Source organism: Bacteroides sp. HMSC067B03, assembly GCF_001811315.1.
Taxonomy (GTDB): domain Bacteria; phylum Bacteroidota; class Bacteroidia; order Bacteroidales; family Bacteroidaceae; genus Bacteroides; species Bacteroides faecis.
In genome coordinates this window covers 98,194-123,663 of the sequence record NZ_KV804450.1, presented here as the reverse complement: position 1 = coordinate 123,663, position 25,470 = coordinate 98,194, and the positions used below count along the sequence as shown (strand labels likewise).

At 40.3% G+C, this 25,470-nt stretch carries 24 protein-coding genes; 4 read left to right on the top strand and 20 right to left on the bottom strand.

Annotation, left to right across the window (positions count from 1 at the left end):
• Positions 1–185 precede the first annotated feature (185 nt).
• The 6 genes from HMPREF2794_RS22250 to HMPREF2794_RS22215 form a co-directional block, all read right to left on the bottom strand.
• Entirely contained in the window at positions 186–1,277 is a 1,092-nt protein-coding gene (locus HMPREF2794_RS22250; protein WP_055269686.1) for a TIGR04133 family radical SAM/SPASM protein, read from the bottom strand.
• The gene (locus HMPREF2794_RS22245) at positions 1,274–1,735 is read right to left on the bottom strand and encodes a radical SAM-associated putative lipoprotein (protein WP_055269688.1); all 462 of its coding nucleotides are present in this window, start codon (positions 1,733–1,735) and stop codon (positions 1,274–1,276) included. The genes HMPREF2794_RS22250 and HMPREF2794_RS22245 overlap by 4 nt, the downstream gene beginning before the upstream one ends.
• Before the next feature lie 952 nt (positions 1,736–2,687).
• Positions 2,688–3,713: a TQO small subunit DoxD gene (locus tag HMPREF2794_RS22230; RefSeq protein WP_010538449.1), complete on the bottom strand. Its 1,026-nt coding sequence runs from the start codon at positions 3,711–3,713 to the stop codon at positions 2,688–2,690.
• Between the two features lie 151 nt (positions 3,714–3,864).
• Positions 3,865–4,227 (bottom strand): DUF2023 family protein, encoded by a 363-nt coding sequence (locus HMPREF2794_RS22225; protein ID WP_010538448.1) that lies wholly within the window; start codon positions 4,225–4,227, stop codon positions 3,865–3,867.
• 33 nt (positions 4,228–4,260) lie between these two features.
• Positions 4,261–4,767 carry a flavodoxin FldA gene (gene fldA / locus HMPREF2794_RS22220; protein WP_070752731.1) on the bottom strand — a complete coding sequence of 169 codons (507 nt, stop codon included), beginning with the start codon at positions 4,765–4,767 and terminating at the stop codon, positions 4,261–4,263.
• A gap of 150 nt (positions 4,768–4,917) precedes the next feature.
• Positions 4,918–6,093 carry a phosphoribosylaminoimidazolecarboxamide formyltransferase gene (locus tag HMPREF2794_RS22215; RefSeq protein WP_010538446.1) on the bottom strand — a complete coding sequence of 392 codons (1,176 nt, stop codon included), beginning with the start codon at positions 6,091–6,093 and terminating at the stop codon, positions 4,918–4,920.
• 202 nt (positions 6,094–6,295) lie between these two features.
• Between HMPREF2794_RS22215 and HMPREF2794_RS22210 the strand changes: the two genes are divergently transcribed.
• Both HMPREF2794_RS22210 and HMPREF2794_RS22205 read left to right on the top strand, forming a co-directional pair.
• The gene (locus HMPREF2794_RS22210) at positions 6,296–7,000 is read left to right on the top strand and encodes a hemerythrin domain-containing protein (RefSeq protein WP_008763082.1); all 705 of its coding nucleotides are present in this window, start codon (positions 6,296–6,298) and stop codon (positions 6,998–7,000) included.
• Positions 6,990–7,601 carry a response regulator transcription factor gene (locus HMPREF2794_RS22205; protein ID WP_055269694.1) on the top strand — a complete coding sequence of 204 codons (612 nt, stop codon included), beginning with the start codon at positions 6,990–6,992 and terminating at the stop codon, positions 7,599–7,601. The genes HMPREF2794_RS22210 and HMPREF2794_RS22205 overlap by 11 nt, the downstream gene beginning before the upstream one ends.
• Positions 7,602–8,200: 599 nt before the next feature.
• Here HMPREF2794_RS22205 and HMPREF2794_RS22200 read toward each other — a convergent pair.
• From HMPREF2794_RS22200 to trpB, 13 genes are all read right to left on the bottom strand, one after another.
• Positions 8,201–8,824, bottom strand: a complete 624-nt coding sequence (locus HMPREF2794_RS22200; protein ID WP_010538443.1) for an acyltransferase — start codon at positions 8,822–8,824, stop codon at positions 8,201–8,203.
• Positions 8,806–9,543 (bottom strand): glycosyltransferase family 2 protein, encoded by a 738-nt coding sequence (locus HMPREF2794_RS22195; RefSeq protein ID WP_371441465.1) that lies wholly within the window; start codon positions 9,541–9,543, stop codon positions 8,806–8,808. The genes HMPREF2794_RS22200 and HMPREF2794_RS22195 overlap by 19 nt, the downstream gene beginning before the upstream one ends.
• Before the next feature lie 189 nt (positions 9,544–9,732).
• Positions 9,733–10,893 (bottom strand): sugar transferase, encoded by a 1,161-nt coding sequence (locus tag HMPREF2794_RS22190; protein WP_070752728.1) that lies wholly within the window; start codon positions 10,891–10,893, stop codon positions 9,733–9,735.
• A 12-nt stretch (positions 10,894–10,905) separates the two neighbouring features.
• Positions 10,906–11,271, bottom strand: coding sequence for a response regulator (locus HMPREF2794_RS22185; protein WP_008763087.1), 366 nt, complete (start codon positions 11,269–11,271; stop codon positions 10,906–10,908).
• A 240-nt stretch (positions 11,272–11,511) separates the two neighbouring features.
• Entirely contained in the window at positions 11,512–13,926 is a 2,415-nt protein-coding gene (locus tag HMPREF2794_RS22180) for an LruC domain-containing protein (RefSeq protein WP_010538440.1), read from the bottom strand.
• A 212-nt stretch (positions 13,927–14,138) separates the two neighbouring features.
• Positions 14,139–15,179 (bottom strand): asparaginase, encoded by a 1,041-nt coding sequence (locus HMPREF2794_RS22175; protein ID WP_010538439.1) that lies wholly within the window; start codon positions 15,177–15,179, stop codon positions 14,139–14,141.
• A gap of 265 nt (positions 15,180–15,444) precedes the next feature.
• Positions 15,445–16,215 (bottom strand): tryptophan synthase subunit alpha, encoded by a 771-nt coding sequence (gene trpA / locus HMPREF2794_RS22170; protein ID WP_010538438.1) that lies wholly within the window; start codon positions 16,213–16,215, stop codon positions 15,445–15,447.
• Between the two features lie 19 nt (positions 16,216–16,234).
• Complete coding sequence (locus HMPREF2794_RS22165) at positions 16,235–16,858, bottom strand: phosphoribosylanthranilate isomerase (protein WP_010538437.1); 624 nt, start codon at positions 16,856–16,858, stop codon at positions 16,235–16,237.
• 30 nt (positions 16,859–16,888) lie between these two features.
• On the bottom strand, positions 16,889–17,671 hold the full coding sequence (gene trpC, locus HMPREF2794_RS22160; RefSeq protein WP_022300757.1) for an indole-3-glycerol phosphate synthase TrpC: 783 nt from the start codon (positions 17,669–17,671) through the stop codon (positions 16,889–16,891).
• Positions 17,672–17,698: 27 nt separating this feature from the next.
• Positions 17,699–18,697, bottom strand: coding sequence for an anthranilate phosphoribosyltransferase (trpD, locus tag HMPREF2794_RS22155; RefSeq protein WP_022300756.1), 999 nt, complete (start codon positions 18,695–18,697; stop codon positions 17,699–17,701).
• Between the two features lie 4 nt (positions 18,698–18,701).
• Positions 18,702–19,268 (bottom strand): anthranilate synthase component II, encoded by a 567-nt coding sequence (locus HMPREF2794_RS22150; RefSeq protein WP_022300755.1) that lies wholly within the window; start codon positions 19,266–19,268, stop codon positions 18,702–18,704.
• A gap of 69 nt (positions 19,269–19,337) precedes the next feature.
• Positions 19,338–20,744 (bottom strand): anthranilate synthase component I family protein, encoded by a 1,407-nt coding sequence (locus HMPREF2794_RS22145; RefSeq protein ID WP_022300754.1) that lies wholly within the window; start codon positions 20,742–20,744, stop codon positions 19,338–19,340.
• Positions 20,745–20,787: 43 nt separating this feature from the next.
• Positions 20,788–21,972, bottom strand: a complete 1,185-nt coding sequence (trpB, locus tag HMPREF2794_RS22140) for a tryptophan synthase subunit beta (protein ID WP_010538432.1) — start codon at positions 21,970–21,972, stop codon at positions 20,788–20,790.
• A gap of 367 nt (positions 21,973–22,339) precedes the next feature.
• Here trpB and HMPREF2794_RS29105 point away from each other — a divergent pair, with 367 nt between their 5' ends.
• Both HMPREF2794_RS29105 and HMPREF2794_RS22135 read left to right on the top strand, forming a co-directional pair.
• Positions 22,340–22,480: a hypothetical protein gene (locus tag HMPREF2794_RS29105; RefSeq protein ID WP_022301897.1), complete on the top strand. Its 141-nt coding sequence runs from the start codon at positions 22,340–22,342 to the stop codon at positions 22,478–22,480.
• Between the two features lie 78 nt (positions 22,481–22,558).
• Positions 22,559–23,704: an iron-containing alcohol dehydrogenase gene (locus tag HMPREF2794_RS22135; RefSeq protein ID WP_010538431.1), complete on the top strand. Its 1,146-nt coding sequence runs from the start codon at positions 22,559–22,561 to the stop codon at positions 23,702–23,704.
• Between the two features lie 118 nt (positions 23,705–23,822).
• Here HMPREF2794_RS22135 and HMPREF2794_RS22130 read toward each other — a convergent pair whose 3' ends face one another.
• Positions 23,823–25,439, bottom strand: a complete 1,617-nt coding sequence (locus HMPREF2794_RS22130) for a PAS domain-containing sensor histidine kinase (protein ID WP_022301896.1) — start codon at positions 25,437–25,439, stop codon at positions 23,823–23,825.
• Between the last annotated feature and the right edge of the window lie 31 nt (positions 25,440–25,470).

Genomic DNA, 25,470 nt, shown 5'->3' with positions numbered 1-25,470 from the left:
ACTAATTAATTCAATTCTGATACTGCAAAGATAGAGGCTTTTACGATTTCATGCAATCACCTGAAATGGGTATTCTTGGGGGAGTTAGTAACTATATATGGTGGGTTTATATCGTGTGGTTATCTGCCAATATAACGATTATAACGGTAAACCGGACATTTATATTATAAACTGTTTTGTCTCTGTCATTTGGCAGAATCTTCCGTCAATCTGTTCAGATGGCATACCAACAGTTTTCCTTCATTATCTCTCAAATGCATACCGTTGCCCTGGCAATAGCGGAAGTATTTACACCGGGCACATTCGTCCTTTTTCATCCATGAACGGTCACGGTAAGGTTGGAATCTCGTTTGCCATACTTCCCAGAAGTCGTCTTGATAGATATTGCCCTGGTGATAGTTGGAGCGGATACTGCTACAAGCGCTGATGGAACCGTCAATCAAGACGGAACCTACTGAAACTCCGGCGCTACAAAAGAAAGGTGTGTTCCGTACTTCACCTTCGTAATTTCCCAGGAAACCTTCGCAGGCATAACTGGCTCGGATTATTCCTTCTTTTCGGGTGTCGCGGATGAAGTCGAGTACTTGTTTTAATTCTTCTCCGTTCATGCGAAATTCCGGTTCTTCGGCGGCTCGTCCTACCGGAAAGATGGTAGATACTCTCCATCGTTTGACTCCGAGACTGATAAGCAGCTTTTTCATGGCCGACAATTGTGGCAGGCTACGGCGGGTGACACAGGTAATGACATCGAATGTCAGTTCAGGAATGGCTGTAATTTCGCGTATGGCATTCACTGCACGGTCGAAACTTTCGGGATGGCGGCGCATCCAGTTGTGTACATCTTCCAGTCCGTCAAGGCTGATGGATATGCTGCTCATACCGTTGCGGATTAAGTTGTGTAGCCGTTGGCGTGTGAGGTAAAGTCCGTTGCATACCATTCCCCACGGATAACCTCGTCGGGCTATTTCTTTGGCACAAGTTTCAAGATCTTCACGTACGGTCGGTTCACCGCCTGAGATGATTACAAATACGTTATGCGGATCGGTGTGTGTGGCTATGCTGTCCAGTACTTTCAGGAAATCTTCCAAAGGCATATCCGGAGTAGAAGGAGAAGATTTGCAGTCGCTACCACAATGGCGACAACGTACGTTGCAGCGTAATGTACATTCCCAAAATAGTTGTCTGAGGGGATGTTCTTCTATTCTTTCGCGTTTCATCCGGCGGAATATCTCTAAAGCCAGCCATCGACGCGGAGATAAGGGAATGATACGTTTCATTCTTTAGTTTCCTCTTCTTCTTTTTTTTCTTCTTTTATTAAGGTGACTTTTCTGTCTTGTCCGAGCTCCTGCATTTTTATTGTTTTTTGCTGGTATGCACCATTCTTCTCACCGTCTACATCGGTATACTCAAGGTATATTTCACTGTTTTTGGGAGGGTACTCTTTGAATTTTAGTGTACTGGTTGCTATGCCGCTTACCGTGTAGTTGTCTATCTCGTGTGATTCTGTGTAGGCAGTATCTGTAATTAATGAATCATTTTGATTTTTGTAGCTGGCTACTACGCGGATTCCATTGATGGTGTCCTCATCTTCATTTTGTACCTGAGTGGTTAGTTTGACATCGGGAGTCCAGTCGGGACCGGGACCGTAATAACAAGGCTCATCCCAAACGTTGTTATTGCTGCATCCGGAGAATCCGAGAGCTGCCAGAAGGCTTAGTAGATATTTGTTTTTCATATCTTTAAGTGTTTAGTTCTTGATGGGACAAAGATAAGTATTCTTTTGGCTCATTATATTGATTTTGTCTGTTTTTATTTTGTGAATAAGATAAATTGATATAAAAAAGAAACTGAAGGGCAACGATCTGCTTAATAGGAGAGATGAAAAAGTCGATTGGTTTGCATATTCTGCTATATGGTTGCATTTTGATTTCAATAGCGGTGTTTTTCTTTCTCCTGATTATCATAAAAAGCTTCAAATAGGGGGCTGCACCTTTCAAGAACCAAGCTTTCTATTTTATGCCCGGCTCTCAGAGTACTTCAGGTAGGGGGGGAGTTGGGGTGAAGAGCGAGGTCAGACGAAATATAGAGTAAGTATAAGGAACAAATAGAGTAACTATGCTTGGCGGATAGCGTCACTATGCTTGGTAAATAGCGTAACTATGCTTGTAAGATAGCGTCAGTATCTTGAAAATGAGTAAAAATGTACTGTTTCAAAACATTCTTTCTTCTATTTCATTCGTTATGTCGGTTGAATCAGATAGTGCAGAAGGGAAGATATTTGGTAAATTAGTTCGCATTGAGAGCGGAAAGCGAAAGAAAAAGTGTGCAGAGTGACGAGTCTTATGTCATAAAGGAGTGATACTGATAAATCTCTAACGCTCTGGAGTCGAATAAAAATATCGGGTATGATGATAGACCGGAAATATGGAAGCTATGGGGAAGCTAAAATACAAAGTGTCAAAAGTGACACTTTGTATTTTAGCTTTTAGAGTGAGTCTTAGCATGGCTATGCATCTCACCTGGTGGAAAATTCACACTGAAATAGATAATCGATGTCGTAGGAATGTTATAGTGGAGAAAATGTGGAGGAACATTGGCTTGCGAAACAGAGGGAATTCTATTCTTGTGGCAATCTATAGTTTACTGATATCCACCTTCTGTTTGTTTTCAGATGCTGCTGATTTTACTTAATCGACAGTAATATCTTGCTTCCAGGTTATCCCGCTTATGTCTGTCAAAGTAAGTTCATACCTGCCTTTGGGTAAATTCTGTAGACTGCTGTCTTTTATTGTAAGGGTTGCTTTACTCCCTAACGGAATGATCAGGCTGTGCTTGCCCGGAGTTACCTTGGCTATATAGTCATTTTTAATTCCGGTAAGAGGGAATCGGGAAAGTTCTTCTCCATCTTTTTGAAGTATGGTCTTTCCTCTGGAATCTTTTAAAGTAATACCTATAAGGAATGATCCGTATACATCCGCACCTTCTATACGGTATACTTTAAAGTTGAGGGCATCATTGTGGATATCTGCATTGGATATCTCCAGTTTTGGTTTGACTGATTTATTATGTAGCGGTCCCCACACACCATTGTGAAATTCTTGATTGGTATATAGGGTAAGAATGAAAAGTAGTATCGCTCCGGTTATCGCCACTTTACTGAATTGCTTAATAGGTAGCGGGAGTTCACCGGAGGTGAGCCATACAAGCCATTTCTTTTTGGACAGTTTGGATTGGAACAAATGATCTAATGAATACTTTCCGCCTCCGGACAGGAAAATGGTAAACCCTGCGGCTACTCCCAAAATGCCGATTTGCCATTCGTCAAGACAGGTAGTACCTAGCCAGCCGGAGCCTAGGAGAATACCGAATGCCAGGCTGAATACACCGATGCTCATTAACCTGGTGAAGAAACCAAGCATATAAAGGAGCCCGACAACGCCTTCTACTAAAGTGAAAATAAGCATTGCCCACCAAAGTAAATCGGGGGTGCTGACCAGGTATTCAATAATGGGTTTGATACCAATAGAGTTGGGAAGGAAATGATTGAATTTTTCTCCGATGTATCCGCTGCTGTCCGGAATGAGCTTGTTTTCGAGGACAAGTCTGCGCCAGAAAGCTGAGAAGTAAGTCCAGCCGACTATCAATCGTAGTGAAAGAGTGAAAATACCTGCAAGTACGTAGGCTTTGGTTTGTTCTTGTTGCTGTGTCACCATACTGCTTGTTGTTAGTTTGTTGTTGAGAGAATCGTTTCTTATTAAACAAGTTTCCAATGGAAAATGTTCTAAAGGAAACCTGTTTTTATGAAACGATTCTACTCGAGACAAACTACATACAAAACAAAGCTAACAATGCAAAAGTTATTTTTTAAACGGCTATCTTTATGCCTTCTTTTTTATTACAATACCGCTTGCATTGTTGGCAAAGGTCATATCCCAGCATGGCTCCCAGAATGAAATCTTCCTCAGCTGTCAGTTGGTTTAAGGGACGAATGATGATGTGCCGCATGGCTTCCATGCATTCGGGCTTGCCAAAAAACAGGTTAATCTTGTTAGTACCTACTTCTTGTATCATATAACTGATCTTCTGATTCTTCAGCCGGCGGATAGCAAATTCTTCGTGCTCTCTGCTCATCGTATAGAGTACCATATTGCGTACGCCTTTCTTGAACTCATAAATGTGGTTGAGGAAAATCCGGATTTCTCCGGGAATGATTCTTTCGGTAGCCATAATGCAAACTGTTATTTAATATGGAGATAAAGATTAGCTGATTTCTTGCTTTATTTGTTCAGCCCATGTGCTGATACGTTCATCGGTCTGACCGTCTTCATTGACTTCGTCGAGTGGGAGACCCACGAATTTACCGTTCACGACAGCGGTAGAAGAATCGAATGTATAACCGGCAGTGTCTACTGCTCCACAAAACTTGCAATGAGTGCCTTTCAACTCTTCATAAAGAATTCCGATGGCATCACAGAAAGTATCACTGTAAGAATCGGAATCACCGCAACCAAACAAGGCTACATGTTTGTGAGACAGGTCGCATTTCTTTAAAACTTTAACTCCGTCATACCAGTTGTCCTGTAATTCTCCGGCTCCCCATGTGGAGCTACCTAATACCAATACATCATATTCATTAACCAAAGCTTCAGTGAGTTTGGATACATCATAAATATGTGTGGAAGGAACTTCTAGTTTTTCTGCAATCCGACGGGCGAGGTCTTCTGTTGTTCCGGTTGTGGAACCATAAAATACTCCAATTTTATTCATCTTTGATTCTATTTTAATGTGATGGTGCAAAGATAGAGGGTATCGGAGACATAGAAAATCCCCATTTATAATGGAATAATTGCTTCATTCTCATTATAAATGGGGATAAAATAGAATATGGAACTGTAAATTAGTTGAGACCAATCCTTTTTAATGGTGGAACAGGCGAATACCTGTGAATGCCATCGCCATATTATACTTGTCGCAAGTACTGATAACATGGTCATCGCGTACAGAACCACCCGGCTGTGCGATATAGCTTACACCGCTTTTATGCGCGCGTTCGATATTGTCTCCGAAAGGGAAGAATGCGTCAGAGCCTAAAGCCACTCCTGTCATTGTATCCAGCCACGCACGTTTCTCTTCACGGGTCAGCACTTCCGGCTTTTCTGTGAAGAATTGCTGCCAGATACCTTCTGCTAATACATCGTCGTGATCTTCTGAGATATAAACGTCAATCGTATTGTCACGGTCTGCGCGGCGGATCTTTTCAATCCAGGGCAGATTCATCACTTTCGGGTGTTGGCGGAGATACCAGATATCAGCTTTGTTTCCGGCAAGGCGTGTACAGTGGATACGTGACTGTTGTCCGGCACCGATACCAATCGCTTGTCCGTCTTTTGCATAGCATACGGAATTGGATTGTGTATATTTTAAGGTGATTAGTGCAATAATCAGGTCACGCTTTGCTTCAGCCGGAATTTCTTTGTTTTGCGTAGGCATTTCTTTCAAAAGACTCTCGTCTATTTTCAGCTCGTTTCTGCCTTGCTCAAAAGTAACTCCAAAAACATCTTTATGCTCAATAGGGGCCGGACGGTAAGCCGGATCTATTTTGATGACATTGTAAGTTCCTTTTCTTTTGTTTTTTAGAATTTCCAGGGCTTCGGGAGTATAATCAGGTGCAATTACACCATCAGATACTTCACGATTGATGATGCGTGCTGTTTCTTCGTCACAAGTGTCGGACAGTGCGATAAAGTCTCCGTAAGAAGACATACGGTCGGCACCACGTGCACGTGCATAGGCAGTAGCCAGTGGCGATAGTTTTACATCATCTACAAAATAGATTTTCTTCAGCGTGTCGCTCATTTCTACGGCAACAGCAGCCCCTGCCGGGCTGACGTGTTTGAATGATGCAGCCGCCGGAAGGCCGGTAGCTTCTTTCAGTTCTTTTACTAGTTGCCAACTGTTGAATGCATCCAACAGATTGATATAACCGGGGCGTCCGTTTAATACCTCAATAGGTAGTTCGCCTTCTTTCATGAAGATACGGGCAGGCTTTTGATTCGGGTTGCAGCCGTATTTCAGTTCGAGTTCGTTTGCCATATTTTTAATTATGAATTACTGATTACAGATTGATAGCGACAAAATTACTAAAAAAAGAATAGCCAGCCTACACTCCTGTTATAAATTAGTAACATGTAATTAGTATTTGGAAAACTGTAAACAGCGAAAATACCTATTTGTGGTGATTGCATATCCTCGAAATATTCCGTTTCTTTGCAGTCGCTAATATAAATAGGTGTAAATGGATAATTTGCAAAAATACAAACCAACTGATAAGATGATCGATCTCATCAGTGATAACTATTCCTTGTTACAAGTGATGAGCCGTTTCGGTCTTTCGTTGGGATTTGGTGACAAGACAGTGAAAGAAGTCTGTGAGCTCAATGGAGTAGATTGCCGGACTTTCCTGATTGTAGTCAATTTTATGTCTGAAGGTTTCTCCCGAATGGATGGAAGCAGTGAGGATATTTCTATTCCTGCGCTGATTGATTATCTGCGGCAAGCCCATATTTATTTCCTGGACTTTTCTCTCCCTGCGATTCGTCGTAAATTGATTGAAGCAATTGACTGCTCACAGGATGACGTCGCTTTTCTGATCCTCAAATTCTTCGATGAATATACACGGGAAGTGCGTAAGCATATGGACTACGAAGAGAAAACGGTATTTAAGTATGTGGATGCGCTGATAAATGGCAATGCTCCCAGAAATTATCAGATCAGCACATTCTCCAAACATCATGACCAAGTGGGAGAGAAGCTGACAGAACTGAAGAATATCATCATTAAATATTGTCCAGCCAAAGCTAATGAGAATCTGCTGAACGCGGCTCTTTTCGATATATATGCTTGTGAGGCCGGTTTGGAATCTCATTGTAAAGTTGAAGATTATATTTTTGTTCCTGCCATTCTGAAGCTGGAAAGGAGGATTAGGGAAAATGAAAAATAACGAAGCCGTTCGAATAGCGATTGCCGAAACCTCAGTAATTATTCGAGGGGGGCTGACCGCTGCCTTGAAGCGCCTTCCTAATGTGAAGGTGCAGCCTATTGAATTACTTTCAGTTGAAGCTCTGAATGATTGTCTGCGTACGCAGTACCCGGAAATGTTGATTGTAAATCCTGCTTTTGGTGATTACTTTGATGTGAGTCGGTTCCGGGAAGAAACTGCTGGCAAGAAAATACGTTTGATTGCCTTGGTTAGTTCTTTCGTAGATGCCTCTTTGCTGAGTAAATACGATGAGTCTATTTCCATCTTCGATGACTTGGATATTCTTTCTAAAAAGATTCATGGACTGCTGAATCTGGTTTCGGAAGAAGAGGAGGTTGACAGTCAGGAAGCGCTTAGTCAACGAGAGAAAGAGATCGTGATTTGTGTGGTGAAAGGCATGACAAATAAGGAGATTGCGGAAAATCTGTTTTTATCTATCCATACTGTTATTACTCACCGTAGAAATATCAGCAAAAAGCTACAGATACATAGTGCGGCTGGATTGACTATTTATGCCATTGTAAATAAGCTTGTTACACTTAATGAAGTGAAGGATTTATAACCTTCAAATTATGTTATAAAATCTGAAACCGTTTGCGAACACGGAAACTTTTCGTACCTTTGCAGAGCAGTTGAGAAATTGCTATTAGTTTAAAAGGTAAAAGAAAAGATTATTAAGGTATTAGATTTAAATAATAAAGGTATTAAATTTTTTAGTGTTCAATAGGACATTTTTTGGTAAAAGGTAAAAAGGATAACAATAGGTAAGAAGTTTAAAAGGTAAAAAGAAGATTGGTTTTCAGGAATTGAGGTAATAAAAGAAAAGCCTTCCTGGCTTTTCTGATGCTGTGGCGAGTGGTTCCCTTTTAGGAATTGACTCGTTTTTTTGTTTATAAATGCGGGGCACCGGAAAAGAAACAAACTGAAAACAACCGGGGTTTCGGATTGATCCTAAAGAATCGATATAAAAACAAAATCCCGACGAAATCGCTTCGGCGGGACTCTATTTCATTTTTTACTTAAATGTGGCTACGTAATAAAATTATGACTAATTAATTCAATTCTGATACTGCAAAGATAGTGTGTTTCAGTATCTGTCACAATCCCCTTTATGAGGTATATTGCGTAGTTGTTCTCACTATTAATAATTAGAGGTAGGTATCATTTTACTTTTTTCCACTCTTTGGTTGCGAAATCATAGGATTTGATCACTTTTGCAGGGCATCCGGCACAGATAGAGTATGCCGGGATGGAGCGGCTGACAACGCTTCCGGCAGCTACTACACTGTGTTTTCCTAGAATTACTCCCGGTAGTATGACAGAATTTGCTCCTATCCACACATCATCTTCAATAGTAACGGGTTGGGTACTTACTCCCTGTTCATCGATTAATTTCTCCGCATCTTGATAATTGTGATTAAGTCCTGTGACTGTTATATTCTGGGCAAGATTCACATGGTTTCCTATGCGAACCGGACCGATTAGGGTATTTCCCAGTCCGATACGGGTATAATCTCCAATAAATAAGTCTCCCACCGCATTATTAAGGCAGCAGAAATCCTCTACTACTGAATAACATCCTAACGAGAACTGATTGAAAGGAGGAAGGTCTTTGCGGACACTGCGATAAATAACGGAACCTTTTCCACGTTTCAGATATACAAAATAGAAGAGTCGTATCCACCAGTTGGGACGTGTTTTTACAGGATGCATAATAAAACGGTGTACAGCTTTTTTTAATGCTGGATTCTGTTTGATTCGCTGTTTTAGTGTCTTTTTCTCCATATTGAATGTTTTTGCTTTTTTTTATCTTCTACTAAATAATCCGGTATTGCCAGGCTGTATGTTATTGCCGATCCTAAGAGCAATATCCACCATTTGAGCGACGAAGTCCAGCTGTATCCTGTTATCAATAAAGTCCAGATGCTGACAAAGGTACACAATTTTATCGGAGAAGGGATCAGTTGTTGGGCTATGCGGTTACAGAAATTCCAGTTTCCCTCTAATAGAGATGGCAATAGATAAGAGAGAGTCTTTCGTATGCGTCTGCGATAAGGATAAACAGGAGCTGAATCACAGTATACAATTACGTCAGGTAGGTATTCAATATATATATTCTGTTTGAATAACTTTCGTTCGAGATTTGTTCTGGCAGTTTTTTGATTCTTTTGTAGCCATTCCAGGTCAAAAGCCATATTGGTTCCGAAGAGGTTTGAAGAAAAGCCGATCTGAGTATTTCCTGATCTGAAGAGACTATTGTTTATTTCTTCGGATAGGACATGAAAATGTTTTCGAATTCCTTTATGTTCATTGACAACTGTATGTAGTTGTATGGCTTGTATTCCGGCATCGTAGGCATTATAAATCTTTTCTAGAAAATGGGATGATAAAGAACTGCTCTTGTCAGAAAGAAGAATAACTAACTTATATCGTTCTTTATCCAATGAATGAATTGCTTCCAACAAGTCTTTGTATGTGATGAACTCATATGCTTCTTGATACATTGAAGGAAGAAGACTTCCGGCTGGAACCAATATAGCGCAATGATATTGTTTTTGAGCTTTAGGGTAATTTGTTCGTTTGAAATGTGAAGCAACAACCAATATGAAAAGATATAGGAGCAAAAGTCCTATACAAAAAAATAAAAAATCATCTGTTATGTAGATAAAGTTATCCATTCTGTAGTGAATGAGTTATACGTTCTCTTTTTGAACAAATGCAGTAACTGTTTTCAGAATGATTTTTATGTCCAGTCCGAAGGAGAATGTTTTTGCATATTGGATATCCAGTTGCTTGCGTTCTTCCGCAGAGAGTTTGCCTGCTTCACCTCTTTTTTCAACCTGCCATAGTCCGGTAAGTCCGGCGGGTCCCATGAACCGGTCGATATGTTCATCGCTGGTCAGTAACTCTGCTTCGTAAAGTGGGAGAGGGCGATTACCTACTATAGACATATCTCCTTTGAGGATATTGATAAGCTGTGGTAGTTCATCAATGCTGTATTTACGTATGAAACGCCCTACCTTTGTTATTCTTGGGTCATTTTCCAATTTTACAAAAGCGTTGTTCTTCTCTTTCGATTTTTTGTGAATATAGTCTTCTTCCGAAATAACGAAATCATCGGATATCAGGAGGATTTCTTCTTCATCTGCTTCTTCAGATATGCCGGATTCTTCTCCCCAGATATCATCTTCTTCCTGTTCTTCCTGCTGATACTGGTTGAGAGCATTAAAATCCTTCAGATGTTTATCGGCGTCGGTATACATCGAACGAAATTTGAGAAAATCGAATATCAGGTAGTTGCTTCCTACACGTTTGGATTTGTAGATAATCGGTCCTTTACTCTCCATGCGAATAGCTATAGCTGTGGCTATTAAAAGAGGAGAGAGAAAAAGTAATGCTATTCCGGAAAAGATTATATCAAAGATTCTTTTCCATGTGGGCAGACAAAAAGCATTCAGATTTTGTGTTTTGAGTTGTAGAGCCTCTATTTTTTGCTCTTTTCTACGTGTGAGGAAAGTTGATAAATCTTTTAGTACTTGACTGTTGGTTTCGTACTTAATAGTGTTGTTAACCCCCGCTTTCAGGTATTCTGTAGCTTCTTCCTTAGTGATGCTATCTATAACCAGTACCATATAAAGTCCCGGATATCTTTTGCGCAGAGAACGGATATCCGCGATATCTTTTGATAGTTCGATCTGCTCAATAAATAAAGCTGCATCGTATTTTTCTCGTATCTTGTCTAACACTTTAGTTGCTTTATGGCAGTTTGGTGCTGCATAGAATACTCCGGTACTTAACTTCGAAAACAGTTCTATCGTTTTGTTGTGTCTACCTATGTAAACAAAATATTGCATTTAAAGGCTGTATTAGTCGATAATCTTTTTGATTCGGATTTTTAGTTCCAAAGGATTGAATGGCTTCAGGATATAGTCCTCTGCTCCTTCTTCCAGTAATTTAATTCTTTCCGTAGTACTTTCTTCGCTGGATAGCATAACGATAGGAATTGACTTGAATAACTCATTGGCTTTCATATATCTGAGGAATTCATCTCCTCTCATTAACGGCATACGGATATCGGAAATAATGAGATCGGGTACATTACCTTCATTAAGCCAATCTATTGCTTTAATAGGATTTTCCAAGTACATAACATCGTAATCTTTACCTAAATATATACTTGCAACTTTTCCAATAGTCGCTTTATCATCAACTAATAGTATTTTTTTTTTCATACAAATAGAACCTTTCTATTGCCTGCTTTGTTACTTGATTTATATAGATTAAATTGAATCTCTTGTATTTGTTTCACTTCGTGCAAATATATATATAATTTTAGAATAAACTTTCAATTAGCAGAAGTAAAATTCATAGAAACTATTATTTTTATTTATTAATAGGACATATCAGATGCGTTTAGTGAGGAAAAAACACGGATTTCATGATTTTTATGAAACCCGTGCTGATAAGGGAGGTTAGTTTTTATTTGTTTGGAATACTTTATTTACATCAAAATCATTCCACCATTTTTCATTTTCTGTGCCACCGCTCGTAACCCAGTCACCGAATTGTGAATAGGCAGTCTTGATATTTACATACTCTAAAGGCCATTTGAAATTAGAAGGAACCATAATGCCCCATGCTAGATTCTCTTTACTTATGTAGTATTTCTTACTGCCCGAATGACTGTTGTCGTTGTTTCCGCCAAACAGATCTGTATTTGCCAGCTTTGTTGGTTGATATCCTGCAACATGTATTTCCTTTCGTTGGTTTCTATTGCCATCCACAATAATAAAGACATTCAGTTTATTGATATTGAAAGCCTCTGCTGATATTGTCGGATTATTGAATACAATAGAGAAACTGATATTTTTAGGTTTGGTATTACCAGCGTAATCTGAAAACGTATTAATCTGTTCATATCGATCTCTTCCCAATACTTTATGGGCGTCATCAAACAAAGGTATTACAGCATAATCCTGACCATTTTCAATATTGTTATTATTCAGATTGAAGTTTCTGACAAGAGTCTTGTCGTTGAATTCTACTGATTGAGTAATTGCTGTGGCAGGCACATTGTCCAGCATGATAGCTGCTCCGATGCTTTTTGTTGCTCCGGCTGCGGATAGGTCAATACTCAATTCGAACTTTGTTACCTTATTTTTTTTATTAGTGAATATTTGCCTTTTCTGAATGGTCAAGACGATGTCATTCATGTCATAATCTCCATATAATGGCCATTGATCTTCAAAAAGGTAGGTGTAATTCTGATTATCTTCCACTTCAATGGGGAATTCCGGATTTACAGGTGGAGTAGGAGTCCCTCCATTATATCCGTTACTACATTCGGACTCAGGTATTGAAACAGTGTTTTTACCTTCTTCTCCCCATTCTGCTCCACCTGTCATTGTCCAACATATATTCCAGTCATCTATCTTTTCAATTACATGATCAGAACAAACTATCTGGAGGTTACCTGAATAATGGATAAGATTTGGGCTTAATGTTTTAGCGACAGCTTTCTTAATGATCAGGAGTGCTTTTTCAGCTCCTGTCCCTTTAAATCCTTTGTCTTTGTCTTGGTATCCGTATTTAGCTTTTTCTGTAATTTCAAACAGTGCTTTAGCTCCTAATTCTATTTTTGCATTGTTCATGTATAGCTCTTTGCATTGGACAAAGCCGCCACCATCAACTATTAAATGACCTTCTGTCATTTCAAATTCATCAGTTACTATCAGTTTACATTTATTATAACAATAGTCATTCCATGCAGATATTTTCATATCTTCTGTGGTCCATGATCCTTCATTAACCCAAGAAGCTCCGGTACTGTTGATTACTGTTTCCTCTGCTTCTATAGTACCCGTGTTAATTATGTGACTATTTCCTTGAGCATATATTTCCTCCGCTTTTAAGTTTCCAGAATTGGATATCGTGCTTTGACCATTTTCTCCACTTAATCTGTCTTCAATGTTGGCAGTACCAGCATTGAAGAAGGTAGAAGAGTTGGTGCAGATTAATTTTTCGGCAGTAATTGTTCCTAAATTGTAAAGTTTATAATTATTGTCTAATTGTATTGTTTTAGTTACTGTCAAAGTTGCTCCAGTACCAATCGTAATCATACAATTGGCTTGTCCGTTATTTTGGGCCTGAGGCATGGAAACTTTTTTCCCAGGGAGAATATATAAACAAGAGCCTTCAGTAAGATAAATCTGCTCAGATAGTTCAATATCTTCAGTTATATATAATTTTATATTTTTTATCCATAAACTGATTCTCTTCGTGGAAGAAGTAACTTTATAGCTGTTGCCTTCTACGCATTTTTCAGCGTTAAAATTTTCAATGTTACTAGGACATTCTAAAGGAAATAAAGACGTATCATCGGGATTGGGGTCTGTTATTGTGGTAAAACCGCGAGTCGTAGCAGCAAGACTCCGCACAGAAGGTGTAGTTGTTTTGAAATTGCAGTTGGCAATTCCATCTGTAATCTCTGCTGTTCTGATAGTAGCAAGTCCCGTTGGAGTGATTTCTTTTACAAAAATAGTTTTGATTGTACTTTCGATTGAAATTTCTGATGTATATGGTTCATTTCCTTTGGCTACACCTTTATCTAGAAGGTGTGCATTTGGCGAAATAATAGGATTTGTATCATATATCTCAACTACATAATAAAATTCATCATCAGTCTGAGCATTAACTTCTACATTGACTTTTACATTGGAGGTTGTTGCCCAATTAAATCCATCCGGTGCAGCAAAACCATCCCCCATTGGATTGGATGTCTGATAAGACGGATCATATAAATCCTTTTCAGAATCTACACAACTGAATAACATACTTACTATTGCTATCGCAATAACCGGCGTAAGCAGAATTGTTTTTTTCATCATAATGTCTATTGTTTGATTGTTCTTTTGTTTGTTGCAAAGATAGTTGTATATTTTGAATTAAAGATGTATTTTTTGATATTTATTGTGTGGAAAACAACTATATTTCCGTTTTGGTTCACTTTTTTCGAAAAGTGAAAAGATGTTTGTCTTGTTTTTCTTTTGTCGAAACATTAGATAGTAACAATCAGGGGATTACTATGATGGTTATTTCTCTAAGGTTTGGTTATTTCTCCTATTAAACAAGAGTTCATTTTGTATCGTATCTCTTTATTAGGCAGTCCGTGTCCTAGCAAAAACATTAGTTTGGTTACAGCACATTCTGGAGTGCTGTCATATCCGCTGATGACGCCTGCTTCTAACAGATGCATTCCTGTTTCATAACGCCCCATTTCTACTGCTCCGGAAGCGCATTGCGTGATGTTTACAATAATAATTCCACGATCAGTAGCCTCTTTTAATTCCCGGATGAACCATTCTTTTTGTGGTGCATTTCCTGATCCGAAAGTTTTCATAACAACAGCTTTTAATCCTGGAACATGGAGAAGTGAATGAATGATTTCCTCCTGAATGCCGGGAAAGAGAGTTAGTATGACTACATTCGTATCAAATAGATAATGTGGCTTTAACGGTTTGTCAGGGTCGGGTTTGCGAATAAGATTAGGTTCGTATTTAATGTGAATGCCCACACGTGCCAATGGCGGATAATTGAAAGACCGGAAGGCATTAAAGTTCTCGGCATTAATTTTTGTAGTACGATTGCCGCGCATCAGATGGTTTTCGAAGAAAATGCATACTTCGGGGACAATAGCCGTACCGTCCGGATTCTTGGCAGCGGCAATTTCGATTGCTGTAATCAGATTTTCTTTTCCGTCTGTACGCAGTGTTCCGATAGGCAACTGAGAACCGGTAAGAATAACAGGTTTATTCAGATTTTCGAGCATGAAACTCAGTGCAGAAGCTGTATAGGCCATTGTATCTGTTCCATGTAGAATTACAAAGCCGTCGAAGTAGTCGTAATTATAGTTGATTATTTTTACAAGTTTCGCCCAATAAGCAGGTTCCATATCAGAAGAGTCGAGAGGGGGATCGAATTGATAGGAAGAAATGCGATAGTTGAATCTTTTCAGTTCAGGCACGTGTTTGAGCAAGTGGTCGAAATTAAAGTTTTCTAAGGCACCTGTCTCCGAATTTTCTATCATTCCGATAGTTCCACCTGTGTAAATTAACAAAACGGAAGGGGTCTCTATACTCATAATTGATAAATTTCTGTTAAAACGCTGACAAAGATATAGATTAATTGTGAATTATGAATAGTAAAAGATGAATTTGTTCGTAGTTTGCTGTGAAATGTTATAAATATGAATATTTATGCGAAAAGCTGCGATGGATTAAAAGAAAAAATGAGGTGAGTCATAAAAAGTAGTAAGGTAACTAAGATAATCGGGTAAAATCGTAATGCAAAGCAAAATGATGTTATCCGATTATTTTAGCTACTTGCTGTTAAGCTGTTTCCTATGGTTATCTGAGTGCTTCTTTCAGTTTTAGAATGGCTTTTTCCGGATCTTTTTCTTCTTCAAGCAGAGTGACAAAGCGGCTGCCTATAATAGCTCCGGAAGCATGTTCGCAAGCCGCTTGGAAAGTTGCTTTGTTAGAGATGCCGAACCCTACCATTAACGGGTTGCGCAAATTCATATCTTCAATCTTCTTAAAATAGGCACGCTTCTGTTCGTTGAAGTCTTGTTGTGCGCCCGTAGTTGCTGCAGATGAAACCATATAGATGAATCCATCTGTATGTGCATCAATCTCCCTTACCCGCTCTTCACTGGTTTCCGGGGTAATGAGCATGATTACTTTGATTCCATAACGCTCGGCAATGATGCGGTAGTGGTCTTGATAATCCCTAAAGGGCAAATCGGGGATGATAACACCATCTATTCCACATTCTACACATTGATGGCAGAAGTTTTCAAATCCGAACTGCATGATCGGGTTTAAATACCCCATAAATACCAATGGAATGTTTACATCCTGACGAATGTTGCGTAATTGTTCGAAAAGGATCTTTAATGACATTCCATTACGTAAAGCCTGAGTAGCCGCATTTTGGATAACAATACCGTCTGCCATAGGGTCACTGAATGGAATACCGACTTCGATCATACTGACTCCATGTTTTTCGAGCGTACGGATAACGTTGGCTGTTCCATCTAATGTAGGATCACCTGCACAAAAATAAATAGAAAGAATGTCTTTCTTGTTGCTATTGAAGAGTTGATTAATTCTGTTCATGACTATTGAAAATTTAAATTTATGATTTTAGTTCATTTAGAAACATCCGAATGCGTTCCGGGTCTTTTTCTCCTGCTTTCCGTTCGAAGCGGCTGTTCAGGTCGTAACCTGCCAGTCGGGGATGATTGAATTCTTTCAATGCGTTGGCACTGTGACAATTGATGCCGCCGCTCAATAAGAATGGAACTTGTCCGTTGTAGGTATGCAGGATATTCCAGTCGAATTGATTTCCTGAGCCACCATACTGCTCACATTTCGTATCAAACAGGAAGAGATTGCAAGCTTTTTCATACTCGCTTACATGATTCAAATCTTTCGGACGGGCTACGGAAAAAGCTTTGATGATTTTCAGACCGGAGGCGCGCAATGACTGGCAGTATTCCGGTGATTCTTTGCCGTGAAGCTGGATATATTCCAGTCCGAAACGATCGGCGTACATCGTGATTACTTTTTTGTCTTCATTCACAAAAACTCCGACACGGCGGGCATGAGTAGGCAAGTAGGCAGGAAGTTCGTAGAGATAACGGGGAGATTTGGGATAGAAAATAAATCCCATCATATCCACTTTCTGTAGTGATTCCACGTCCCGTATATTCTGGGCTTCACGCATACCGCATACTTTGATGATTTTTCCGTTGATCATAAGTCTGTCCGTTCTTAATGGTTAATAAATTTATTGGATGGCTTTTAAGAAATTCTGCAAAGTTTTTCCCGGTTGTGGAGTTTTCATAAATGTCTCTCCGACAAGGAATCCCCGGAATCCCGCTGTCCGAAGACGTTTTACCACTTCCGGATCGGAAATGCCACTCTCCGATACCAATACTGTATTTTGTGGAAGTTGTCCTGCCAGCCGGAAAGAGTTCTCTACATCTGTGTAGAAAGTACCCAGATTGCGATTATTAATTCCTATCATGTCTATTTGGCTATTAATATAAGGTAATTCTTCCGCGCTATGTATTTCCAGTAATACTTCCAGTCCCAGTTCATGTGCCTGTCCCGCCAGTTCCTGACATTTCCCTTGTTCCAATGCGGCGGCAATAAGGAGTACAGCATCTGCACCGACTATTTTAGCTTGATATAGCTGATATTCATCAATGATGAAATCTTTCCTTATAATAGGTATGTCGACTAAAGGACGTGCGGTGCGGATGTCTTTCAGGCTTCCTCCAAAGAATTTTTCATCAGTGAGAATAGAGAGGGCAGAAGCACCTGCAGTGACATAGGATGGAACAATTTCTTCGGGACGTGCCTCCTGCTTGATCCACCCTTTAGATGGCGAACGACGCTTAAATTCGGCAATGATACCGGAATCGGAAGAAGCTAAGGCTTTTTTCATGGAGCGGGAAGCCGGAATTTCATGGATACCTTCCTGCAATTGCTCGATGGAAATAGCTTGCTTCTGCAAATCAACTTCAAATCGCTTGTTAGCTATAATTTCGGATAATATATCTTTCATTTATTTTGAATTATTACTTATCACCTATTATTTATTATTCAATTCAATGAATTTCTTTAATGTAGTCAATGCCCGGCCACTTTCCAGAGATTCCTTAGCGAGGGCGATGCACTCTTCAATCGTTTTTTCCGGATGAACTACCTGAATAGCGAAAGCTGCATTAATAACAACTACGTTCTTTTGTGCTTCCGTAGCCGTATTATTCATGATGTTATCAAAGATTTTTGCGGCGTCTTCCGGTGTTTGCCCGCCATCCAGATCAGCATCTTGATAACGGGAAAATCCGAGACTTTCCGGAGTGTAGATCTTCTCATTCCCACAGGTTGCTACCTTGAACTCGTTTGTCAGAGAAATTTCATCATATCCGTCCAGACTATGGACAACTGCAAATTTAGTCTTACTTTCCTGATAAGTATAGGTATAAAGGCGCAAAAGCGGAAGATTATATACACCTAAGAGCTGATAAGCCGGTAATACCGGGTTAACCAACGGACCGAGCATATTAAAGAAGGTACGTACTGCCAGTCCTTTACGAATCGGGGCAACTGCTTTCAGTGCCGGATTAAACAATGGAGCATGCAGATAGGCGATATTACATAGTTCCATGCTGCGACGCATCTGGTCTACATCACTTGTGAATTTGACACCATGCTGTTCCATTACATTGCTGGCGCCACTGACTGAAGTTGCTCCATAATTGCCATGTTTCACCACCGGAATACCTGCTCCGGCTACTGTAAAGCAGGCGGCTGTCGAAATATTGAACGTATTTTTCCCATCACCTCCCGTGCCGACAATATCTATCGGAGAGAACTCGCTCAAGTCAACCGGAACCCGCATTTCCAATAATGCATCACGAAATCCGCATAACTCCTCTACAGAGATATTACGCATCAGAAAGACAGTGATCAGTGATGCCACCTGTACATCATTGTATTTTCCTTGTGCGATGTTTTGCAAGATAGTACGGGCTTCATCGCGTCCCAGATATTGGTGCTCGAAAAGTTTGTATAGGATCTGTTTCATAAGTTTATTCGTTTAAGAAGTTTTTGATAATTTCTTTTCCTTGTGGCGTTAGTACGGACTCGGGATGGAACTGGATTCCATGTACATCGTAGGTCTTATGGCGTAGTGCCATAATTTGTCCTTCCCGGCTTTCTGCCGTTATCTCCAGGCATTCAGGAAAACCTTCCCGGCTGACTACCCAGGAATGATAGCGCCCGACAGGTATCTCTTTGCCTAATCCTTCAAAAAGTACCTCTTTCTGTAGGATACTGATCGGTGTCTGTACACCATGATATACTTCTTTCAGGTTTTCCAGATGTGCGCCAAAAGCCTCGCCGATAGCCTGATGCCCCAGACAAACGCCTAAGATACTCTTTGTCGGTGCATATCTTTTGATGACGGGCAATAACAATCCTGCTTCTTCAGGTATCCCCGGACCCGGCGAGAGAATAATTTTGTCAAATCGTTCCACTTCATCAAGGTCTATCTGGTCGTTGCGGGCTACTTCGATGTCTGTAGCTCCCAGTTCTTTCACTACATGCAACAAGTTGTAGGTGAAAGAATCGTAGTTATCTAAAAGTAATATTTTCATTTTGTTTTCATTGTAAAATTGTTGTTCAAATGGTTATTCTGACTTTTTCAGACGGGCTACTTTGAACGATTAGTTTTTTAAATTGACAGCCAAATCGATTGCTTTTTTCAGAGCTCCTAATTTATTGTTCACCTCTTGCAACTCGTATTCATCCTGGCTACGTGCTACGATGCCTCCTCCGGCTTGAAACCATAATTCATTATTCCGACTGACAAAAGTACGAATGGTAATCGCTTGATTTAGTTCTCCGTTTAGTCCGATAAAACCGATACAACCACCATAAGCACCTCGATTGTGAGGTTCGATTTCGCTAATCAACTGCATGGCACGTACTTTAGGTGCACCGCTCAATGTTCCCGCAGGGAAAGTATCGATGAAAGTTTTAATCTTATCCGCTCCTTCATTCAACTGGCCGCTTACACGGCTGACCAAGTGAATTACATGGCTGTAATACTGTGGCTCCTTATAAAACAATACCCGTACATCGTGACAGTTACGCGAAAGGTCATTTCTTGCCAGATCAACCAGCATCACGTGCTCTGCATTTTCTTTTGGATCTGCAAGGAGTGCTTCAGTCAGTTCGCGGTCTTTTACCGTATCTCCGGTACGGCGGGTTGTTCCGGCGATCGGGTCGATATAGGCACGTCCGTCTTCAATTTTACAATGTGTCTCCGGTGAAGAACCGAAAATACGATATCCTCCGAAGTCGAAATAGAAAAGATAAGGAGAAGGGTTGATACTTCGAAGAGCACGATAAACTTTGAAATCATCTCCGGCGTACGGTTGGACGAATCTTCTGGAAAGAACAATTTGAAAAACATCCCCACGCATACAATGTGCAATTCCCTTGCGAACATTCGCTTTATGTTCTTCATCGGAGATCGGACTGGTGACAGGACCTGTCACCGAGAAATTGTAAGAAGCATAATTCCTGTTCTCGATAGCAGCTTCCAGTTCCGGCAAACCGCTTTCTTCTCCTTCACCCAGCATCTCTACCAGAGTCAATTCATTCTTGAAGTGATTGAAAACAATGATATACTTATATAATATGTATAGCAAATCCGGAGCATCATTCTGTTCATCATGACTTTCTTTTACCGAAATATGCTCGAAATATTTTACCGCGTTGAACGTGGTATATCCGTAAAGTCCGCAAACATTTTTGTTCTCTCCGGTCACCAGAAACTGGCTGATGAATTGATTCATCGCTTTTTCTACGGTGAATGATTTGGTTAACGGTTCTTCCTTCCGGCTATTGTCGGGATAACTCGTCGTAACAATTCCACTATTGACGCCTATACTTGCCAGTGGGCATAGAGCGATGAATGACAGGGAATTTTCTCCAGCATGGTAGTCGGAGCTTTCCATCAATGCGGATTGCGGATACATATCACGTACTTTCAGATAGATACTGACCGGAGTATGCATATCTCCGAGTACCTGTTTGCTATGGGCTGTATAACTGAATGTTTTCATTTTTATAAATTCTAAATCCAAACTACAAATTAGATGTTGATAATCACTTTTCATTGAAAGACAAATAAGTTTCAATGTCCTTGTCGCCTCGTCCCGATACGGTCAGTACAACCACATCTTCCGGTTTGAACTTCAGTTTTTTCAGTGCACCGATTGCATGGGCAGATTCCAGTGCGGGAATGATTCCTTCAAGTTGGGTCAGTTCATAAGCGGCGTCTATTGCTTCGTCATCATTGACCGCCAATACGGTAGCACGTCTTTGAGCGGCAAGATTAGCGTGTATCGGACCGATTCCCGGATAATCCAGCCCGGCAGATATAGAGTAAGGCTCTTCAATCTGTCCGTCCTCGTTTTGGATAACGTAAGTACGTGCTCCGTGAATGATTCCCATTTTACCAAGTTGGATCGTAGCGGCGGTCATTCCGGTCTCTATTCCTTTCCCGCCTGCTTCTGCCAGAATGATGCCTACCCGTTCGTCGTTGATATAATGATAAATAGTTCCGGCGGCATTACTTCCTCCACCTACACAAGCTATCAGATAATCAGGGTAATCACGACCTTCTTTTTCCAAAAGTTGTTTTTTGATTTCTTCGCTGATTACAGATTGCAGTCGCGCCACCATGTCAGGATAAGGGTGAGGACCTACTGTAGAACCGATGATATAATAAGTGTCGGCAGGATGACAGCACCAGTCGCGGATCGCTTCGTTAGTCGCATCTTTCAGCGTCATATTTCCGGAAGTGACAGGGATTACCGTAGCTCCCAGCATCTTCATTTTTTCTACATTGATGTGTTGGCGTTCAACATCCGTTTTACCCATGTAGACGATACATTCCATATCCATCAGTGCACATACGGTAGCTGTAGCCACACCGTGTTGTCCCGCTCCGGTTTCGGCGATGATACGTTTCTTACCCATGCGTCGTGCCAGCAGAATCTGCCCGATGGTGTTATTGATCTTATGAGCACCCGTATGATTCAGATCTTCCCGTTTCAGATACATTTTGCAACCATACTTCTCTGAAAGCCGGCGTGCCAGATAGAGTGGGGAAGGACGTCCTACGTAGTCACGCAATAACTGGTCAAATTCTCTTTTAAATTCCTCACTTTCGAGTACTTCAAGGTACCTGTTCTTTAATTCTTCTACACATTTGTGGAGAATTTCCGGTACATAAGCACCGCCGAACTCTCCGTAATAGCCATCCTGGTCAACTAAAAAACTTTTCATAATCCTATTTGTATTTATTGTTATTTATTCGATTTTCAAAACGGGTAAATAAAAAGAGCCCTGTCGCAGGTTGCGACAGGGCTCTTTCAAATCTGTTATATCTTTAATGAGGTATATACATACGAGCGCTGCTCCCTTACGACTGTCGGAGTTGTAACGGGCGCCACCACCAATATGTATTTACTAACATTGTTCTCATTGTCTTTCGTTATTTAATTGTTATTTAACGGGGGCAAATATAGACACTTTGTTTGAAACAACAAACAAAATCTGACTTTTTTTCTTTTTCTCCCTCATTTTTCTGATATAGAACAATTCTCAGTCAAATCTGTTCTTATAAATATTGAATATTTAAACAAAAACAATTATGAAACAGAGAAAAGTTTTAGTAGGTATAGCTATTGCTATTTTTATTATACTATTGTTGTATTGGTTATTGGTAGCTGAAGACATGAAACCGTGGTTGTCTGCTATGGTCCCTTCGGTAGCACAGCAATTCATTGTCTGATCTCCGGGAGGTTTCAGATAATTGATGTATATTTGTAAGGTTAGTAACTAATAACCCAAATAACAACAATAGACAGATATGGAAAATTTTATCTTTCAGAATCCCGTAAAGCTGATTATGGGGCATGGAATGATTGCCCGACTGAGTAAAGAGATACCATCCGACAAACGTATCATGATTACCTTTGGTGGAGGCAGCGTGAAAAAGAATGGTGTGTATGATCAGGTGAAAGAAGCACTTAAACATCATTTTACAGTAGAGTTCTGGGGTATTGAGCCCAATCCTGCCATTGAAACGCTTCGAAAAGCGATAGCTTTAGGTAAGGAGCAGAAAATAGATTATTTATTAGCTGTGGGTGGCGGTTCGGTTATTGATGGTACGAAGCTGATTTCCGCAGGTTTGCTGTACGACGGTGATGCCTGGGACCTGGTGCTTGCCGGACGCCCGGTAACCAAAACCGTTCCTCTTTCTACCGTACTGACACTCCCTGCTACAGGTTCGGAAATGAATAACGGAGCTGTTATCTCCCGTCACGAAACCAAAGAGAAATATCCTTTCTATTCCAATTTCCCTTTGTTTTCTATCCTCGATCCGGAAGTAACCTTTACTTTGCCTCCCCATCAGGTAGCCTGCGGATTGGCAGATACATTCGTTCATGTAATGGAACAATATATGACTGCCGCCGGACAGAGCCGTGTGATGGACCGTTGGGCGGAGGGAATTCTGCAAACTCTGGTGGAAATAGCTCCGAAGATTCGTGAAAACCAGCATGATTATCAACTGATGGCGGATTTTATGCTTTCGGCCACTATGGCATTGAACGGATTTATAGCAATGGGGGTATCTCAAGACTGGGCAACTCACATGATTGGTCATGAAATCACTGCATTGCATGGGCTGACGCATGGCCATACGCTGGTGATTGTTCTCCCCGCAACTTTGCGTGTGCTCCGGGAAGCAAAAGCGGACAAGTTATTGCAGTACGGTGAAAGAGTATGGAAGATCACTTCCGGAACGAAAGAAGAACGCATTGAGGAAACGATTCGTCGTACTGAAGAATTTTTCCGTTCATTAGGATTGACTACTCGTTTGCACGAAGAAAATATTGGTGAAGAGACCATTCTGGAAATTGAGCGTCGTTTTAATGAACGTGGTGCAAAGTATGGAGAAAATGAGAATGTGACAGGTGCTGTTGCCCGTAAAATATTGGAAACTGCTCTCTGATCACTTCTTCTTTTAATATAAACGAACAAAGCTGTCCGAAAAGGGTCTGTTTACTATCACTTTGATAGAGGTAAACGTACTTTTCGGACAGTTTTTTACTTATAAGCAGTATCAGACTTTATACTTTTTGATGCATCGGAAGTCTGAACCAGAAGCATGAACCTTCTCCTTCCCTGGAATTTGCTCCGATGGTACCTTCTAACCGTTCTACAATTACACGACAGATAGCTAACCCAAGTCCTGTACCCTTTGCAAATGTGTTTAACTTAACAAAACGTTCAAATACTTCGTCTATTTTATCTGCCGGTATTCCAATGCCTGTATCTTTTACATAGAAGTAAATTTCATCTTTTGTTTCATCAATCCTGTATCCCATTTGGATAGAACCTTCTGAAGTGAATTTCATTGCATTGTTTGTGAAGTTGATGATAACTTGTGAAAGACGTACGCGGTCTGTATGAAAAATACACTCTGTTGCTTTCTCCGTAAAAGTGATTGCTACATCGGGAGAAGTATTTTTCTCTTGCATTTGTCTGCAGATACCTTCCATTAACTCATTGATATCAGTAGGAGCAAAGGTAAATTCCATGGTGCCGGCTTCGATTTTGGACAGGTCGAGAATGTCATCTATCAATTGCAGCAACAGCTCATTATTACTGGATACTATCTTCATGTATTCCTGTTTCTCTTCCTCTTCACCCATTTGACAGATCATGTCAGAAAATCCAATAATCGCATTCAACGGAGTACGTATCTCGTGACTCATATTGGCAAGAAAGGCTGATTTCAGGCGATTTGATTCTTCCGCCCGTTCTTTGGCTTCCTGAAGCATTTTGTCCATTTTCAGTTTTTCGGTGATATCCTCGAAACGCAGCAGGCCACCGATAATTTCTGTTCCTTCATGATCGTATACCGGAGTAGCTGTTACCTCAAAGTCTACCTGATCAATCCGGATGGTGTGACGTATGATTTTTCCTTGTTCAATCGCTTTCTGAAAGGCACATTGCCCGCATGGAGTATCGCGCAGTGCACTCGTTTTATAACAGATTTGTCCCGGTATATAACGCCTTCCTTTCACCATATTAGTAATTTGCGTTGTCTCTTCCCATTGTACCAGGTAGTTTTTATCGATATAGATGAGTCCGAAATTCACGCTCTTCAGTGCTAACTTCTGTTTGTTTAGTGCTTTTTCCAACTCTTCTTTGGCTGCAATCAATTCCCGTTCGTAGGTTTTCAACCGGGTGATATCCCATCGGACTACTAACAGCCATTTTTTCTTTTCTTTCCATTTGATGATTGATTTTACAGCGATTGTATCATGTGCTACTCCGTCTGCTGTACTGTAACTTTCTTCTGCCCGATATATCTTTCCTGCCTGTACAAGAGACTCATCCACTTCACGATATCTTCTGCCCCGTTCTTCTCCATAGATTTCATAATCAGTATATCCCACTGCTCCTTCCCGCTTGATACCGGATTGCAGTTCGGATTCTTTGTTCCAGTAGTAATATCGAAAGCTATCCTGAATATCTTTTACCATAATAGGAAAAGGGAGATTATCAAGTATATCGAATAAAGAATGGTAGTAATCCTTTTCTTTTCCTGTATTCTTTTTCAGTTGTTTCAATCTGTATAATAAAAAGCAGATAATCAGGAGTAAAATGCCTATTAGTAAATAATAATAGCTCCAATGCTGGTCTGTATTCCAAATAATGGATAGGATATTGTTTGCCATAATTTATGTTTGTACTAAATCTGTGGTAAAT

Coding starts and splice junctions, on each gene's coding strand:
- HMPREF2794_RS22250 (WP_055269686.1), bottom strand. CDS start 1,277: ATGAAACGTATCATTCCCTTATCTCCGCGTCGATGGCTGGCTTTAGAG.
- HMPREF2794_RS22245 (WP_055269688.1), bottom strand. CDS start 1,735: ATGAAAAACAAATATCTACTAAGCCTTCTGGCAGCTCTCGGATTCTCC.
- HMPREF2794_RS22230 (WP_010538449.1), bottom strand. CDS start 3,713: ATGGTGACACAGCAACAAGAACAAACCAAAGCCTACGTACTTGCAGGT.
- HMPREF2794_RS22225 (WP_010538448.1), bottom strand. CDS start 4,227: ATGGCTACCGAAAGAATCATTCCCGGAGAAATCCGGATTTTCCTCAAC.
- fldA (WP_070752731.1), bottom strand. CDS start 4,767: ATGAATAAAATTGGAGTATTTTATGGTTCCACAACCGGAACAACAGAA.
- HMPREF2794_RS22215 (WP_010538446.1), bottom strand. CDS start 6,093: ATGGCAAACGAACTCGAACTGAAATACGGCTGCAACCCGAATCAAAAG.
- HMPREF2794_RS22210 (WP_008763082.1), top strand. CDS start 6,296: ATGGATAATTTGCAAAAATACAAACCAACTGATAAGATGATCGATCTC.
- HMPREF2794_RS22205 (WP_055269694.1), top strand. CDS start 6,990: ATGAAAAATAACGAAGCCGTTCGAATAGCGATTGCCGAAACCTCAGTA.
- HMPREF2794_RS22200 (WP_010538443.1), bottom strand. CDS start 8,824: ATGGAGAAAAAGACACTAAAACAGCGAATCAAACAGAATCCAGCATTA.
- HMPREF2794_RS22195 (WP_371441465.1), bottom strand. CDS start 9,543: ATGTATCAAGAAGCATATGAGTTCATCACATACAAAGACTTGTTGGAA.
- HMPREF2794_RS22190 (WP_070752728.1), bottom strand. CDS start 10,893: ATGCAATATTTTGTTTACATAGGTAGACACAACAAAACGATAGAACTG.
- HMPREF2794_RS22185 (WP_008763087.1), bottom strand. CDS start 11,271: ATGAAAAAAAAAATACTATTAGTTGATGATAAAGCGACTATTGGAAAA.
- HMPREF2794_RS22180 (WP_010538440.1), bottom strand. CDS start 13,926: ATGATGAAAAAAACAATTCTGCTTACGCCGGTTATTGCGATAGCAATA.
- HMPREF2794_RS22175 (WP_010538439.1), bottom strand. CDS start 15,179: ATGAGTATAGAGACCCCTTCCGTTTTGTTAATTTACACAGGTGGAACT.
- trpA (WP_010538438.1), bottom strand. CDS start 16,215: ATGAACAGAATTAATCAACTCTTCAATAGCAACAAGAAAGACATTCTT.
- HMPREF2794_RS22165 (WP_010538437.1), bottom strand. CDS start 16,858: ATGATCAACGGAAAAATCATCAAAGTATGCGGTATGCGTGAAGCCCAG.
- trpC (WP_022300757.1), bottom strand. CDS start 17,671: ATGAAAGATATATTATCCGAAATTATAGCTAACAAGCGATTTGAAGTT.
- trpD (WP_022300756.1), bottom strand. CDS start 18,697: ATGAAACAGATCCTATACAAACTTTTCGAGCACCAATATCTGGGACGC.
- HMPREF2794_RS22150 (WP_022300755.1), bottom strand. CDS start 19,268: ATGAAAATATTACTTTTAGATAACTACGATTCTTTCACCTACAACTTG.
- HMPREF2794_RS22145 (WP_022300754.1), bottom strand. CDS start 20,744: ATGAAAACATTCAGTTATACAGCCCATAGCAAACAGGTACTCGGAGAT.
- trpB (WP_010538432.1), bottom strand. CDS start 21,972: ATGAAAAGTTTTTTAGTTGACCAGGATGGCTATTACGGAGAGTTCGGC.
- HMPREF2794_RS29105 (WP_022301897.1), top strand. CDS start 22,340: ATGAAACAGAGAAAAGTTTTAGTAGGTATAGCTATTGCTATTTTTATT.
- HMPREF2794_RS22135 (WP_010538431.1), top strand. CDS start 22,559: ATGGAAAATTTTATCTTTCAGAATCCCGTAAAGCTGATTATGGGGCAT.
- HMPREF2794_RS22130 (WP_022301896.1), bottom strand. CDS start 25,439: ATGGCAAACAATATCCTATCCATTATTTGGAATACAGACCAGCATTGG.